A 15883-nucleotide genomic window follows, 5' to 3' on the forward strand; every position below is an offset into this window, starting at 1 on the left:
GCAAATTTCCACGTCAACCCACCAATTGAGGCCGAACTGAGAGAAATCGGTGACAAAGCCCACCGCGTGAGGGAACTTTCACAGCCAGAGAACAGCCAGAGGCGGGACGTTCGGCCCGGAAAGCGGTAGATTTGACTGTAACCCGGGCTTGTCGGCCAGCGTCGGCCCGCCCCGCGCCCTCTAGTGCACTGCAAGGAGATGCTGTGAGTTCACAAGACAATACATCACCGCTGATTAACGGGCTACTGAGCCAGGTACCGGACATTGACTCCGAGGAGACACAGGAGTGGATCGACTCAATTGACGATCTGATCAACCACCGCGGTGGCCCGCGGGCGCGTTACATCCTCCTGTCGATGTTGCGTCGCGCACGCGAGCGCAACATCCAGGTCCCAACCAACCTGAACACCCCGTACGTCAACACGATCGCCGTGCAGGACGAACCGTACTTCCCCGGCGATGAGAGGCTCGAGCGCGAGATCCGCCGCTGGGTCCGTTGGAATGCTGCCGTTCAGGTCACCCGCGCACAGCGCCCCGGCGTCCAGGTAGGCGGACACATTTCGTCCTACGCTTCCGTCTCATCCCTCTACGAAGTTGGCTTCAACCACTTCTTCCGCGGCAAGTCCCATCCGGGCGGCGGCGACCAGGTGTTCTTCCAGGGCCACGCGGCCCCCGGTAACTACGCCCGCGCTTTCGTTGAGGGCCGCCTCACCGAGGCCGACATGGATGGCTACCGCCAGGAGCATTCCCGCCCCGCTGCCGGACGTGGTCTCCCCTCCTACCCGCACCCGCGCCGCATGGAGGACTTCTGGGAGTTCCCCACGGTCTCCATGGGTCTCGGTCCGGCCCAGGCAATTCACCAGGCCTGGTTCAACAAGTACATGCATGACCGTGGCATCAAGGACACGAACGAGCAGCAGGTTTGGGCATTCCTCGGTGACGGCGAGATGGACGAACCAGAGTCGCGCGGCATGCTCCAGCTGGCCTCACAGCAGGGTCTGGACAACCTGAACTTCGTCATCAACTGCAACCTGCAGCGCCTCGACGGCCCGGTTCGCGGTAACGGCAAGATCATTCAGGAGCTCGAGGCGTTCTTCCGCGGTGCCGGCTGGAACGTCATCAAGGTCATTTGGGGCCGCGAATGGGATCCGCTGCTTGAGGCCGATCACGACCGCGCCCTCGTCAACATCATGAACACAACCCTCGATGGTGACTACCAGGGCTTCAAGGCCAACGACGGTGCGTTCGTCCGCGAGAACTTCTTCGGCCGCGATCCCCGCACCAAGGCCATGGTCAAGGACTGGTCGGATGAAAAGATCTGGTCGCTCAAGCGCGGTGGCCACGACTACCGCAAGGTTTACGCCGCCTACAAGTCGGCAACCGAGCACACCGGCCAGCCCACCGTTATTCTCGCCCACACCATTAAGGGCTACCTGCTCGGTACCAACTTCGCTGGCCGTAACTCGACCCACCAGATGAAGAAGCTGAACGAGCAGGACCTCATGGGTCTGCGCGATGTGCTCAGCCTCGACATTGACGATTCGCAGCTCGAGGATCCGTACAGCGCCCCGTACTACCGTCCCTCGCCAAGCAACGAGGCATACCAGTACATGCAGGACCGCCGGAAGGCCCTCGGTGGCTACCTGCCGGAGCGCCGCACCACCTGGAACGGCATCAAGCTCCCCGAGGAGAAGCGTTTCGACGTTCTCAAGAAGGGCTCCGGCCAGCAGAAGGTCGCAACCACCATGGCCCTCGTGCGTCTCCTCAAGGAGCTCATGAAGGACAAGGAGTTTGGCAAGCGCGTTGTCCCGATCATTCCGGACGAGGCCCGTACGTTCGGTCTCGATGCGATCTTCCCAACCGCGAAGATCTACAACACGCACGGCCAGAACTACACCTCGGTGGACGCCGACCTGCTCCTTTCCTACAAGGAAGCCCAGACCGGCCAGATCCTCCACATGGGTATCAACGAGGCCGGCTCCGCCGCCACGCTTGCAACGGTCGGAACCTCGCACGCTGTCCACGGCGAGATGATGATGCCGTTCTACATCTTCTACTCGATGTTCGGCTTCCAGCGCACCGGCGACCAGTTCTGGGCCGCCGCCGACCAGCTGGCACGCGGCTTCATCATCGGTGCCACCGCTGGCCGCACCACGCTGACCGGTGAGGGTACGCAGCACATGGATGGGCACTCCCCCGTCCTTGCGTCAACCAACCCGGCGATGATCATTTACGATCCGGCGTACTCCTACGAGATCACCCACATCGTCAAGGATGGCATCAAGCGCATGTACGGCGATGGTAGCGATGGTCGCGACCAGGACGTCATGTACTACATGACCGTCTACAACGAGCCGATGGTTCAGCCTGCTGAGCCGGAGAACGTTGACGTCGACGGCATCATTCGCGGTATCCACAAGATCGCGGATGCACCCGAGGGTGACGGCAACCGTGTCGGCCTGCTTTCCTCCGGTGTTGGTGTGCCGTGGGCGCTCCACGCCAAGGAGATCCTCGAGTCCGAGTGGGGCGTTAAGGCAAACGTCTACTCAGTCACCTCCTGGTACGAGCTCCGCAAGGATGCCCTCGCAGCAGAAGAGCACAACTACCTCTACCCGAACGAGGAGCGCAAGACTCCGTACGTGACCGAGAAGCTCCAGCACGACGCCGATGTTTTCGTCGCCACGTCGGACTTCGAGCACCAGGTCCAGGATTCGATCCGCGCTTGGGTTCCCGGTACCTACTCGACGCTCGGTGCGGATGGTTTCGGCTACTCCGACACCCGCGCAGCGGCACGTCGCCAGTTCAAGATCGACGCTCACACGTTGGTGGTTCGCGCCCTCTCAACGCTCGCCGATCTGGGCCGCATCGACCGTTCGGTCGTGGCCGAGGCAATCGACCGCTATGACATCTTCAACGTCAACGCCGGACAGTCCGGCGAGGCTGGCGGAGATGCGTAAACAGTGACAAAGTAGAGGGGCGCCAATTATTGGCGCCCCTCTTCATTGTTTAGAAAGTCATTGATGCTCGTACGTTTATCCTGGGAATATCTGCGTGTCAGGAAGCGGAAAGTCCTTGCCGTCATAGCCCTTCAGCTTGTTCAATCAATGGCGGCCCTGATGCTCCCGGCTCTCAATGCCGCCATCATCAACGATGGCGTGCTCCAATCCGATATCGGAAAGATCTGGGCCCTCGGCGCCGTCATGCTGGGCGTGACAATCCTGCAGGTCATAGCCATTGCATCCGCCATCTATGTTGGTGCGGGGCTTGCCATGGGGCTCGGTGCCCACCTGCGTGCCCGGATGTTCACGAAAGTCCAAAAGTTTGGACGAGCCGAACTCCACTCGTTTGGCCCAGCCTCACTCATCACTCGCTCCACGAACGACGTGCAGCAGGTGCAGATGGTGATCCACATGACCTTCACGGTCATTGTCATGGCACCCATCATGGGTATCGGCGGTGTTGTCATGGCGGCGGCTCAGGACATTGTCCTATCCGAACTCTTCGTTATCATCATCCCGGTTCTCGGTATCTTCGTCGCCGTCATGATGATCCAGCTCGGCCCCCTCTACGAGGTGCAGCAGAAGCGCGTCGACACAATCAACCGGATCCTGCGCGAGCAGCTCACCGGTGTCCGCGTGATCCGCGCCTTCCTGCGTCAGCGGGCCGAGAAGAAGCGCTTCCGCGAAGCAAATAACAACATGCGGAAAGTTTGGCTCCAGATCGGTACCCGGTGGGCTTTTATGATGCCGGTCATTCAAATGCTCATTGGCATCTCCTCCGTCGCCATCGTCTGGTTCGGTGGTCACCGCATCGAAGACGGCGGCATGCAGGTCGGCTCCCTCATTGCCTTTATCAACTACCTCATGCAGATCCTCATGGCCGTCATGATGGCATCTATGATGTTCATGATCGTGCCCCGCGCACGCGTCTCCGCGGGACGTATCGGTGCTGTTCTTGACACCGATATTTCCATCATCTCCTCAGCCGCACCGACCGATCTTCCGCCGTCTCCCGCAACATTTGCGCTGGAGAATGCCACGGTCCAGTTTGAGGATGCGGACCGTCCGGTTCTTGACTCAATCAACCTGTCGATGCCAAGCGGAACAACGACCGCCATTGTCGGTGGCACCGGCTCCGGTAAGACCACCCTTGTCCACCTGCTTTCCCGCATGGTCGACCCCTCCCCGGGACACGTTAGCCTCGGCGGTATTGATCTACGGGATTTCGATCCATCGCAGCTTCGCAAGCGGATCGCTCTCGTCCCACAGAAAGCCTACCTGTTCGCCGGCACAATCGCCTCGACAGTTACTGGGAAAAGAGGCGCCGACACATTTGATGAGGAAAGAATTTGGCGGGCATTGGATGCTGCTCAGGCAACCGAGTTTGTTGAGAAGCTCGACAAGAAACTGCTTTCCCCCATTGACCCGGGCGGACGCAATCTTTCCGGTGGTCAGCGCCAGCGGCTCACGATTGCACGTGCCCTCTACCGTGCCATGGCCGAAGATGTTGACCTCATTATTTTTGATGACTCGTTCTCGGCCCTGGACTTTGCAACCGACAAGAAGCTGAGAGCAGCTCTTCCCGACGCAATTCCTAACGTTGCCGTCCTGATTGTCGCTCAGCGAATCTCGACAATCCGCGGCGCCGACCAGATCCTCGTCCTCGACGGGGGCCGCGACGTTGGCCAGGGCACTCACGAGGAGCTCATGGAAACCTGCTCCACCTATCGGGAGATCGTCGCATCCCAGCTATCGGCGGAGGAGACAGCATGAGACAGGGCGTAGCACCGGGCGAGAAATCACAGAACTTCGGCCCCACAATCAGGCGCATCCTCTCCATGCTGAAGCCAGCGCGGGGCAAGATCGCACTCATCATTCTCCTCACCGCGATGGCGGTTGTCATGCAGGTGGCGGGGCCAGCCCTTCTCGGGCAGGCGACCGACATCATCTACGTTGGCGTTCTCGGCGGGGTCCTGGCAGACATGCCGTCCGGCCTCTCCCCCGAAGAAACCGTTGCCCGCCTTGAAGCAGACGGGCGTAACGAGCTTGCCAACATGGTGGGCAGAGCCGACGTCGTTCCCGGTCAAGGAATCGACTTCGGCGACCTCGGCAGGATTCTCATCTTTGTCGCCATCATTTACGTGATCGCTGCCGTCCTCCAGTTCATTGCGGGCTGGATCATCCGGGTGGTCGTGCAGAACCTTGGCTGGGAGTTGCGTGACAAGGCCCAGGCCAAGATTGACCGTATCCCGCTGTCCTACATCGATCAGCGTTCCCGCGGTGACCTGCTGTCGCGCGTCACGAACGACGTTGACAACATCACGCAGACTCTTATGCAGACCCTGAACTCGGTCTTCCAGAACCTGCTGACCATGGCTGGCATTACCGCCATGATGTTTGTCATCAGCTGGCAGCTCGCTCTCCTGACCTTCCTGGTGGTTCCCGGAGGCATCTGGTTAGCAACCAAGATCATGAAGCTGGCACAGCCCCACTTCCGCGACCAGTGGTCCACCACCGGTAAGGTCTCCGACACCGTTGAAGAAGCCTTCACGGGCCACGAGGTTGTGACGGCATTCGGTCTCGAAGAGGTCTTCACCACCGAGTTCGGCGAACGCAACGAGAAGCTCCGTCACTCATCATTCATGGCCCAGTTCATCTCAGGCCTCATGCAGCCCGCCATGAACCTCGTTTCCAACGTCGGCTACGTCATTGTCGCCGTCGTCGGCGGCATCCAGGTCGCCTCCGGAACGATCACCCTCGGTGCAGTCCAGGCCTTCGTCCAGTACTCCCGCCAGTTCACCCAGCCACTCGGGCAGCTCGCCTCCATGGCCAACCTCCTCCAGTCCGGCGCAGCCAGCGCCGAACGCATCTTTGTCTTCCTGGATGCGGACGAGATGGAAGAGGACGCCCATGGCACCCTTCCCGAAAAGCGCCGCGGTGAGGTCGAGTTCAAGGACGTCAGGTTCTCCTACGATGAAGGCACCCCGGTTATTACGGGCCTCTCCCTCCACGCAAAGCCCGGACAGACGGTTGCCATTGTCGGCCCCACCGGCGCGGGCAAGACAACCCTGGTGAATCTACTTCTGCGCTTCTACGAAATCGACTCCGGCCAGATCCTCGTTGACGGCGATGACGCGAAGACCATCTCCAAGGAATCCCTTCGGGAGAACATGGGCATGGTCCTTCAGGACACGTGGCTGTTCGAGGGAACAATTGCCGAGAACATTGCCTTCGCGAAAGACAATGCAACCCCGGAAGAGATCCTCGAAGCCGCCAAGGCAGCCTCGGTGGACCGCCTGGCCAATCAGCTACCGAAGGGGCTCGACACGGTTGTGGACGACGATGGTGAAACCATCTCTGTCGGCGAGAAGCAGCTCATCACGATCGCCAGGGCCTACCTGGCGGACCCCGAGATCCTTATTCTCGACGAGGCCACATCGTCGGTCGACACGAGAACGGAAATGATGGTCCAGGAAGCCATGGGCCGCCTCAAGTCCGGCAGGACCTCCTTCGTCATCGCCCACCGTCTCTCCACGATTCGGGAGGCCGATCTCATCGTCTACATGGAGAACGGCGACGTTGTCGAGCAGGGTACCCATCACGAACTCATCGAGAAGGGCGCAGCCTACGCCAACCTCTACCAGGCCCAGTTCGAGAACCGCGAAGAGGATCAGCACGTGCAGTAGTCAACGACACAACTGGCCAGAACATTCTGGCAACGGTATTGCCCGGCTCGTGGCGGGCAATACCTTTCGCGGGTTCCCCCTGCCGAAGTTTTTGTGCTTTCTGCGGCAGTCTGCTTTCCTGCAGTGGAGTGCTTTGTTCTCCGGCAGACGCGGGCTTTTCTGCGGTAGCGTCCCTTGCACTTTCCTACGACAGTTTCCGCCACCGGGACCGCTTGCTACCCGAGGTCCGACTGCTAGCCGAATTGCACGAGCTAGCCGAAGAGTAGCTCCCTCAACTCATCCATCGTATCCGCGGTCTTCCAGGCCCGTTCGCGCTCTTCCGCACCACCTGCGCCCCAGCTGACAATGATGGTCTTCAGGCCGTTTGCATCAGCGCCGTCAATGTCGAAGATCCTGTCACCAACCATGACGACCTCACCATCGACCGGGCCGATACCTTCGAGTGCTCGGGCGATAATCTCTGCCTTGTCGGCAGTCAATCCGTCTTCGCTACCTCCGCAGACGGTCGTGAACGTGTCGTAGAGGCCCTTCACCTTAAGCGTGAGTTCGGCTCCCGAGAGCTTCTTTGAAGTGGCAAGCCCAACGGGCATAACCTCCGCCAGATCACGAATCAGATCGTCCATGCCGGCAAAAACCGGGGAATCGACCATGACCTTGTCGTAGTGCGACCGGTAGAACTTGATGTAGTGCGGGATGTCTTCCTCGACCGCACCCATGTCCCCCATCGACCACACGAGAGGCGGGCCGACATACTTGATCATGTCGGCTGGGTCCCGTTCAACGCCGGTAATTTCCTTTGCTGTCAGGGCAAGTAGTCGGGTAATGATGGGGGCCGAGTCAATGACGGTCCCGTCGAGGTCGAAAAGAACGGCCCCAAATTTCATTCAAACATCTCCGTGCTACCAGCACCCTCACGGGCGACATCGGCGAAGCCTTCCGACATGTCGACAACAGTCGTTGCACCTTCGAGGCCCACAGGGCCATCGATAACGATGTCGAGCGCGTTGCCAAGTGCCTCGTTGACTTCCCACCCATCAGTCATCGGCTCTTCCTCCCCGGGAAGGATCAGAGTCGAGGACAGGATCGGCTCGCCGAGTGCACTGACGAGAGCCTGGGTGATCTTATGGTCGGGTATCCGGGCACCGATCGTGTGCTTCTTCGGATTCAACGTCATCCTCGGGACTTCCTTCGTGCCTTTGAGGATAAACGTGTAGGGGCCGGGGGTCAGCTGTTTAATGAGACGGAACTGAGAGTTGTCGACAATGACAAACTGCCCGAGCTGGGCGAAGTCGCTACAGAGAACCGTGAAGTGGTGCTTTGCGCCCACCTTGCGGATCGTACGGATCCGCTCGAGGGAATCCTTGTTCCCCAACTGACATCCAATCGCATAGCCCGAATCCGTCGGGAAGGCGACAACCGCACCCTCGCGGATGTGGTCGACAACCTTGTCGATCAACCGGGTCTGCGGATCTTCGGGATGGATCTCTACATAGCGTGCCATATCAACTCAATTCTCGCGCTTCTCGCGCTCCTTATACTTTGCCTCCGCCGCGGCCTGCGACTCTTCGATCAGCCTGGCAAGGAATGCCAGACGGTCCTCGTGTTCACCGCGAATGGCGTGCTGCTGAAGAATATCGAAATTCCGGGATGCAATATCGGGACGTTCAGCATCAATAGCCGCAAGAATCAGTTGCTCGCCAGCCGCGAACTTCTGATTTTCCGGGTCCCAGTGGCCGATGCCGAGGGAGATGCCGCTTTCGGCGTAGCCCGCCTCGCGGAGCACCTTGATCGATTCACCCAGCGCACGCCCAGTTTCGTCACGTTCGACGGCCGTTTGGAGGCGGCGGGTGGCTCCCTCGATATCGGAATCCACCGACAGTCGGGCGAGTTCAATGAGCGGGTACCAGGCGTTCGGTCGCCCGCTCAGTTCTTCGGCAAGGGACCACATTGCCAGATTGGCCTGTTCCTGGGGCCCTGCTTCCTCCTGATCAGCGGTCAGGGGATCCTCGAGTGTAGTGGAGCTACTAGCAGCGTGGTCGACAAGTTCGGCCAGACCTTGGAATGCGGCGATGTCGTTGGGATTCTCGGACAGCGTTTCGCGGAGCTCAATGGCCCGTGCAACGTCTGCGGACGCGGCCTCGTCGGCCGAACCGCTACCCTGCATGAGCTGTCTCAGTAAATCGATGAATGCCATAGCATCAGGATACCGAACGTGGGAACTCTTCGGGCAAGTCAACCGCAACTTTTCGTATTTGGGGTAATAATGGACCATGAGCTCCACCCTTGATAAGGCCCGAGAAATCCTCGCATCACTGGCACCCGAGATCCCCGAAGACGAGATCACTAAGGATGCTGACCTGAAAGAAGTCCTCCGCCTTGATCCCGTCACCATCTACGCACTAGCCGTCAATCTCGAGCGCGCCCTCAAGATCCAGATCCCGGACTCCCAAATCGAGTCCGCCTGCACCATCGCGGACCTTGTCGCAGACGAAACCGTGGGGAGCTAGCAATTCACAGGCCGAGGGGTCACGAGACAGAACGAGAGAAACCGAAGAGCCAATAGTCCGGCCGGACAAAACGAGCCTCTGGAACCCGCTTCTATTCGGGGGGGGGGGGGATAATTGCGGCAGCTTCGCCCCGCTCTCGTTGCCGATTCTGCTCGATCGGTTTCCTTTTCCGCACCCCACATCCCAAGAAAGCTGGCACGACAACAGCGCACTCCCCCACTAGCGCATAAACCATCACTTTTTCTTCATTTTCCACCATAAAGCGCCCGACACGCTCGATACTCTTGCTATATAGCAAACGAAATTATCGGACAAGCACTGCGATGAGAAAGAGTGATGACGCATGAAAGGCGCCAACGAGGGCCAACCGGCACGACAACCTGAAGGGATGGTGGGCCATTCTCAATTCCAGCCTCCGGGCGATAATCAATATTTAGGACATACTCCCGACGCCGGAAACCTCGTGTCGCCCGCTCACATCCGCTCGTCCGAGAGCTTTCCAACCCAGCGGAGCATCCCCGAATCGGAACGTATCGCAACTCCTGGAAATTTCTCTGTTTCAGGGCATGAGCCTGTTCCACCCTCGCAACCCTCCGCCCAGTTCCCACACCGGCAATACGGGCAGCCGGGGTACGCCCATGCCCCTGGCTACGGCCAGCCGGCCCCGATGCCTCCCTCATACCCAAAGCCCCGGAGGGTCATGAGCATGTGGGCCGCCATTATGGGCATGGTTGCCGCCCTGGCCGTTGGTTTGGTCGCTGGACTTTTCATACCGGTAGAACTTGGCGGTGGTTCTTCTGCTCAAGCACAGGCAGCCTTCGAGGAAGCCGTCGACGAGTGCGCCGTGACATCGTCGCGGTACATACAGATTCTTGATGATGGGTCTGCGCTGTCGATTGACACCGAGGGCGAAGAATCAGCCGGGGCAACTTTCATCGAAGCAGCATGCGTTCTTAGTTCTCTTGAGGTCCCCGATTCGATCGTTGCTCGAGTCGACACAACACGTGCTCTTGACGGTCGACAGACGGGCTCATGGGATAGCTACGAAGCCTCGTGGATCTATCATCCAGACGATGGGCTAAGCATGGTCATCGAGGTCGTCGACGAATAAGGCCGAGGACTCGCCGCCGGGTGAGGCATGAGTTTCTTTTGACTGCACAGCAAAGCCCCGGTTTCACCGGGGCAGAACTGTTTATACCAGCGTTCGGTGGCCTTTTCGCTGGCGCTTTAACCGACTCGGTGTAGCCAGCGGACGGGTGCTCCTGCTCCCGCATAGCGGAAGGGCTCGAGTTCGTCGTCCCAGGCCTGGCCGAGAGCCAGGTCAAGGAGGCGTCTCATCTCAACCGGATCGGAGTCGGCGAATTCGAGGGCTGCACGGATGCGGTTCTCGGGTACGACGACGTTACCGACGAGGTCGGTTTGGGCGTAGAAGATGCCGAGCTCGGGCGTGTGCGACCACCGGCCACCTTCCGACGTCGGGGTGGCATCCTCGGTGATTTCGTAGCGCAGGTGCTCCCAGCCGTTGAGTGCGGACGCCAGCATGGCTCCCATGCCGATCTCGCCAGTCCACGAGAACTCTCCACGGTGGTAGAGAGGGTTGGCGGGCTGGTCTGTCCACTCGATATGCACCTGATATCCCAGGACACCAGAAAGCGCCCACTCCACATGCGGTTGGAGGGCGGGCGTTACAGAATGTATGAAGACAACGCCACGGGTGGCGCGCTGTGTTGTCATCGGAACCTCCTTAGGTGAGATTCCCCGTCACACCCATTCGGCTTCCGATACAACTAACTGTGCCACAATCCGCAACAACACGCCAGTTCCCCTTTGAGCATGCAAAGGTACCTGGAATAGGTAAGTGTCCGCTCGCCCGAGCCCGGTTAGGTCCTCCCGCGCCACGCATGGTCCTTGAGCGCGGGATGTGGGTCAAAGCAGGAGCCGGGCCCTACTTCTTTGGCGGAAGCGCCTGATCAAAGATTTCGAGAACCGTTGGCGCACTGAATTCGAAGCCGGCGTCCTCAAGGTAGCGGGGCATGACTCGTTGCGAGGCGAGGGCCGCCTGTTCGGCAAAGTCACCGAGGGCTAATTTCATGACGGGCGCGGGGGCCGTGAGGAAGGCGGGCCGATGAACGTAGGCGGCAAGCAACCTGTGCCAGTCAGCATTCCGAAGCGGTTCCGGAGACGACAGGTTGATTGGGCCCTCCAGCTGGTTTTCGATGGCGTAAAGGGTTGCTCGGACGTGATCGTCGAGCGAAATGGTCGACATCCATTGCTCGCCGCTACCGAGTTTGGTGCCGAGGCCCGCACGGTAGAGGTGCTTGAGTAGGCCCAGCATGCCTCCCCCGCTATCCATGACCAGGCCGGTTCGGAGCGCGCTGTGACGAATGCCGAGGTCGGTGGCTACGTGGCCAGCCCGTTCCCATTGGACGCAGAGGTCCGCAAGGAAGTCACTTCCGGGACCGGATTCTTCGGTGAGGATTTCGTCGCCACGGCCCGCACCGTAGTAGCCGATGGCGGAGCCGGTCAAGAAATGTGTTGGACGGTCCGGTACGTCAAGGCGCGCAAACGCTTCGGTGAGGGTGTTGACCGAGGTGAGCCTCGATTCGAGGAGGGTCTTCTTATAGGAATCCGTCCAGGGCCGCGAAAACAGGCCCGCGCCATTCAAACATACGACGGCATCGGCCCCAGCAAGCTGGCGTTCATCAATAGTCCCGCTCTGTGGGTCGAAGGTGATGTCTCCGGGGGCGGGGTTGCTTCGGACAATTTTCGTAACATCCCAGCCCTTTGTTTCGGCCCGCTTGGTAAGCGCGGTACCGATAAAGCCGGTTGCTCCGGAGACGATCAGTTTCATGACATCACAGGTCCCTAATGGCTCTCAGCGCCTTCTTGCGTGCGGCGCGGTCGAGCCGGTCAATGTAGAGGTGGCCGTCGAGGTGGTCAACCTCGTGCTGGATGCAGCGGGCCATAATTTCTTCGCCCTCGACGACCACGTCGTTGCCTTCGATATCGGTTCCGATGGCTTTCGCGTACCAGGCGCGCTTCGTTGGGAAGAAGTGGCCGGGAATGGAGAGGCATCCCTCTTCATCATCCTGGTACTCATCGTCGGACAGGTCAACGATTTTCGGGTTGAGAATGTATCCGATCTGCCCGTCGATGTTCCAGGAGAAGGCGCGGAGGGAAACACCGATCTGGTTCGCTGCCAGTCCTGCCCGCCCTTCATCGTCAACTGTTTCGAGGAGGTCCTCGACAAGGGATTCAACCTGGGGCGTGATCTTCTTGATCTCGTCGCACACGGTACGCAGAACGGGGTCGCCGATCACTCGGATATCGCGGTAAGCCATGGAGCCATTATTCCATAGCCCGCACGAGTGGCGGCGACCCCGTTCGGGATCTAACAGTTGTTGGTTGCTAGAGGGTTGTTCGGTTCGGTTAGCGGCGGACGGCGAGGGTATCGACGTCGTCACCATCCCAGTCACCGACGAAGACTTCGTCGGTGTCCTTACCGTAGGAAACCACGTGCTCGGCGTCTCCGCCGACGAGGGTGTTGTTCAGGTAGACGACGTTGCCGCGGCGCACGGCGAAGGTATCTTCACCATCTCCGTTCCAGTCACCCACGAGCGGGAGGTCGGGTTCGCGTCCGTACTTGAACTCGAAGTCGGCGTTGCCACCCGCGATCTCGTTCTTTACGAAGTAGGTCTTGCCGCGCTTGGCGGCCAGGGTGTCTTCACCGTCTCCGTCCCAGTCGCCCACGAGGATCTCGTCGGCGGCCTTGCCGTAGTAGAAGACCTCATCAGCAGCACCGGACTTGAGGGAGTTGGCGACAAAGAACTGGTCGCCGCGGCGAACCGCGAACGTATCCTTGCCGTCGTTGTTCCAGTCGCCGACGAGAACCTTGTCGCTGTCGCGCCCGTACTTGAACTCGTCGTCGGCCTCTCCGCCGCGCAGGGTGTCGTTGAGGTAGACGGTGTGGCCGCGGTGCACGGCGAAGGTATCTTCACCGTCTCCGTCCCAGTCGCCCACGAGAACTTCATCGCCGGGCCGCCCATAGGCGAAGACTGCGTCAGCAACGGACGAGTCCCAGCTGTTGGTGACGTAAAAGCCGATGCCGGGGGCGGGCTCAGCGGGTTCCTCGGTTTCCTTCAGCTCAACTTCGAAGAACGTGGTGGTGCCGGATACTTCGTTGCCAACAATGAGGAGGTCCTTGCCGTTGGGCGAGATAGCAGCGGGAACAAACTCGAGGCCCTCCGGACCGAGGTCGCCTGCCTTCGACAGGTCTTCCTCACCGGTGCCAGCATCGACCGAGTCTTCCATCGAGATGGAGAAGTCGCGGTTGTTGACGTAGCCAGCGTAGGTGGACTTCGCGGGATCGGTGACGTCGTAGACGATGATGCCGCCGACGCGCTCGAAACCAACGAAGGCGTAGGTGCGGTCGTCAATGACGCCAACGGTCAGGCCCTCGGGCTCGGGCCCCTTATCGTCCGAACGTCCTTCCATGTTGGACTCGGAGTGGTTCGAGTTGAAGAAGTCCGGAAGTAGCTCGCCTGTTACTTCTTCAAACTCGGATCCGGAATCGTAGACGATCTCGCCGGTGTCACCGTCGAGGATGCTCAGTGAGCGGCTACCGTAGTGGTACAGCTCCTCGTAGCAGGTGCCGTCCTCGTTCAGGCCCATCTCCAACGTGATGTTGAGTCGGCCCAGGTTCGCATCGTCCAGCTGGTCAGCAAACGGGGCATCATCACAGGCCGGCGGAATGCCGTCGTCGCCAAGGTCCTTGGCACGTGCCTCTTCGGTGTAGTTGTCGTAGTCGCGAGCATCGCCTTCGTTGGCGGTAACGATGTAGTCCTTGCCGTTCACGGTGAAGGCCTCAACCGTGTCGGGCTGGGGAATACCGTAGACACCTTCGTAGGTGCGGAGCGAGAACTCGGGAGCATCCTCCGGGTCACGGTCGGACGGGTCGAACGGAACAACGTTGCGGTCGATGAAGCCCATTGGCCACACGTCGGTAACCTCCGCGGTTGCCAGGTCGACAACGGCAATCGCATTGGCTTCCTGCAGGGAAACGTAGGCGTGCGTATCGGTGACGCCGGCATACTCGGGCTCCAGGTTCCGGGAGATCCGGCGCTCCGGCTCACCGTCGACGTTCGGTGCCTGGGGGCCGTAGATACGAACGTCTTCGTGGAGTGTCTTTGTTTCGTCGTCGTAGGCATGGAAGTCAGCGATCGAGACGTCGTCCTGACTCGGGGCAGCAATACCGCCGGGAGCGGAGACAACGGCGACGGTGCCCTCGGGGTCAATTCCGGTACCTTCGCCGTATTCGTCGGAGGGCTCGCCTTCGTTCGCAGAAACAACGTAGGATCCGTCGGGCGAGAAGCCAACCATGTCAGGCAGAGCGGTGACGGTAACGCCGCCCAACATCTCAAGGTTCCGCGCGTCGAAGAACACGAGGTAGCCGGGGTCGGTCTTCTCGGGTGCCTCAACGGCAACAACACCGAGGCCGTCGGCGCGGACGTCGACCGAGTTCGCGGTAGAACCGTCAGGGACCGTGCCACCATTGGCAAGCTCAACGCCAGCAACCGGGAGGGTGCCTGTCTTCTCGGGATTCGTGGGGTCTGAGGAGTCAAGGACATCAATGGTACCTTCGGCAGCGTTGACGACAACGGTCGCCTTCAGGTCGGGCAGGTACGCAACGATCTCGGCGGCGCTGTCATCAAAAACACCGGAGTCGTAGGAACCAACGGGGGTCAGGGCGATGGGAGAAGACTCCGGGGAGTCAACAATGGGATCGGAAACAATCGCAGCCGGGAACATCGCTCCAACAAGAGCGACTGTCGACGCGAGCGCGATTGGTGATAAAGCCATGTACATTCCTTTTCAGCATCAAACAGAGCCAATTAGAAACTAGCCACCCGATATAAACGGGAGCCGTGCACGAGGCGAACCTGGACAAGACACCAGGTAAATTTCCCGTGACTCAGAGCACAGGGCACCCGTGGCGCCTGCGAGAATGGGCCCGGGCCACATCTGCCCGAACCACTATCCAACGCCCCAACAAGGTGGCCACCACGCGCCGAAAGCGTGGCGACGAGGCAACCACGCGTAGCAGTCAGGGAGCCTTTGCAACGCCACGCCGGGCCATCCAGGCGCATGCAGGACCCGCGAAGCCAACTCCCAGCGCGACGGGAAAACACCGCAATTGACTGTGCGAAGGATCACAGCGTGGGATGCGGTCCATTTGTTTGGCACGTGACTGCGAGATATTTATTGACAGTTCAATGATTTTCGCGCGAGATTCCGACGCTTTTCTCGATTTCTTCGGAATATCTGCCAGCCCGATTTGTTTGGTTTGACCGTCTCACGATGCGTCTCATTTGCTCGAGGTGTCTTGCTATTCCAATTTTATTGGTTACTGTTTCAACCATGACAACGACTCTTCAGTCAAAGCCCCTGGGATGCACAATGCTGGCACAGTTGCCCGGCATGATGTGTTCCTGTTGTTGTCGCTAAATTCGCAACAGGTCTTCGATCAGTAGACGTCAGGCACTTTGCCACTCTGATCACTCAGAACCGGGTCGAGCTTTAGCTCACCTCTTCTTCTGAGTTTTTCCCTGGATTGCACCACAAGCTCGGCCAGAAGTGTAGCCACATCCGCTGTACCCAATCCGGTCCACTTCATCAGCCAACGCTCACCCGC

General features: G+C 59.7%; 12 protein-coding genes. 5 read left to right on the forward strand and 7 right to left on the reverse strand.

Features of this window, described 5'->3' with window-relative positions:
* Positions 1-203: 203 nt before the first annotated feature.
* The 3 genes from aceE to ACTHUY_RS03345 all read left to right on the forward strand — a co-directional run bounded on the left by aceE (position 204) and on the right by ACTHUY_RS03345 (position 6685).
* Positions 204-2957: a pyruvate dehydrogenase (acetyl-transferring), homodimeric type gene (gene aceE / locus ACTHUY_RS03335; protein WP_441655401.1), complete on the forward strand. Its 2754-nt coding sequence runs from the start codon at positions 204-206 to the stop codon at positions 2955-2957.
* A gap of 63 nt (positions 2958-3020) precedes the next feature.
* A complete protein-coding gene (locus ACTHUY_RS03340; RefSeq protein WP_441655400.1) occupies positions 3021-4772 on the forward strand; it encodes an ABC transporter ATP-binding protein in 1752 nt (583 codons plus the stop codon).
* Positions 4769-6685: an ABC transporter ATP-binding protein gene (locus ACTHUY_RS03345; RefSeq protein WP_441655399.1), complete on the forward strand. Its 1917-nt coding sequence runs from the start codon at positions 4769-4771 to the stop codon at positions 6683-6685. The genes ACTHUY_RS03340 and ACTHUY_RS03345 overlap by 4 nt, the downstream gene beginning before the upstream one ends.
* A 251-nt stretch (positions 6686-6936) precedes the next feature.
* Here the strand turns inward: ACTHUY_RS03345 and ACTHUY_RS03350 are convergent, their stop codons facing one another.
* The 3 genes from ACTHUY_RS03350 to ACTHUY_RS03360 are packed head-to-tail and all read right to left on the reverse strand — an operon-like array spanning position 6937 to position 8879.
* Positions 6937-7569 (reverse strand): HAD hydrolase-like protein, encoded by a 633-nt coding sequence (locus ACTHUY_RS03350; RefSeq protein ID WP_441655398.1) that lies wholly within the window; start codon positions 7567-7569, stop codon positions 6937-6939.
* The gene (locus tag ACTHUY_RS03355) at positions 7566-8186 is read right to left on the reverse strand and encodes an L-threonylcarbamoyladenylate synthase (protein ID WP_441655397.1); all 621 of its coding nucleotides are present in this window, start codon (positions 8184-8186) and stop codon (positions 7566-7568) included. Before ACTHUY_RS03355 ends, ACTHUY_RS03350 begins: the two co-directional genes overlap by 4 nt.
* 6 nt (positions 8187-8192) lie before the next feature.
* The gene (locus ACTHUY_RS03360) at positions 8193-8879 is read right to left on the reverse strand and encodes a hypothetical protein (RefSeq protein ID WP_441655396.1); all 687 of its coding nucleotides are present in this window, start codon (positions 8877-8879) and stop codon (positions 8193-8195) included.
* Between the two features lie 76 nt (positions 8880-8955).
* On the opposite strand from ACTHUY_RS03360, the gene ACTHUY_RS03365 reads away from it, so the two are divergent.
* Entirely contained in the window at positions 8956-9192 is a 237-nt protein-coding gene (locus ACTHUY_RS03365; protein ID WP_441655395.1) for an acyl carrier protein, read from the forward strand.
* Positions 9193-9892: 700 nt separating this feature from the next.
* A complete protein-coding gene (locus tag ACTHUY_RS03370) occupies positions 9893-10303 on the forward strand; it encodes a hypothetical protein (RefSeq protein WP_441655394.1) in 411 nt (136 codons plus the stop codon).
* A 116-nt stretch (positions 10304-10419) separates the two neighbouring features.
* On the opposite strand, the gene ACTHUY_RS03375 is transcribed toward ACTHUY_RS03370, so the two are convergent.
* From ACTHUY_RS03375 to ACTHUY_RS03390, 4 genes are all read right to left on the reverse strand, one after another.
* Positions 10420-10926 carry a DUF3145 domain-containing protein gene (locus tag ACTHUY_RS03375; protein WP_126703091.1) on the reverse strand — a complete coding sequence of 169 codons (507 nt, stop codon included), beginning with the start codon at positions 10924-10926 and terminating at the stop codon, positions 10420-10422.
* A gap of 211 nt (positions 10927-11137) precedes the next feature.
* Positions 11138-12043 carry a TIGR01777 family oxidoreductase gene (locus tag ACTHUY_RS03380; protein WP_441655393.1) on the reverse strand — a complete coding sequence of 302 codons (906 nt, stop codon included), beginning with the start codon at positions 12041-12043 and terminating at the stop codon, positions 11138-11140.
* Positions 12044-12047: 4 nt separating this feature from the next.
* Complete coding sequence (gene def, locus ACTHUY_RS03385; RefSeq protein WP_126703089.1) at positions 12048-12533, reverse strand: peptide deformylase; 486 nt, start codon at positions 12531-12533, stop codon at positions 12048-12050.
* An 88-nt stretch (positions 12534-12621) separates the two neighbouring features.
* Positions 12622-15051 carry a choice-of-anchor I family protein gene (locus ACTHUY_RS03390; RefSeq protein WP_441655392.1) on the reverse strand — a complete coding sequence of 810 codons (2430 nt, stop codon included), beginning with the start codon at positions 15049-15051 and terminating at the stop codon, positions 12622-12624.
* Positions 15052-15883: the final 832 nt, after the last annotated feature.

Source organism: Flaviflexus sp., assembly GCF_052087705.1.
GTDB classification, from domain to species: domain Bacteria; phylum Actinomycetota; class Actinomycetes; order Actinomycetales; family Actinomycetaceae; genus Flaviflexus; species Flaviflexus ciconiae.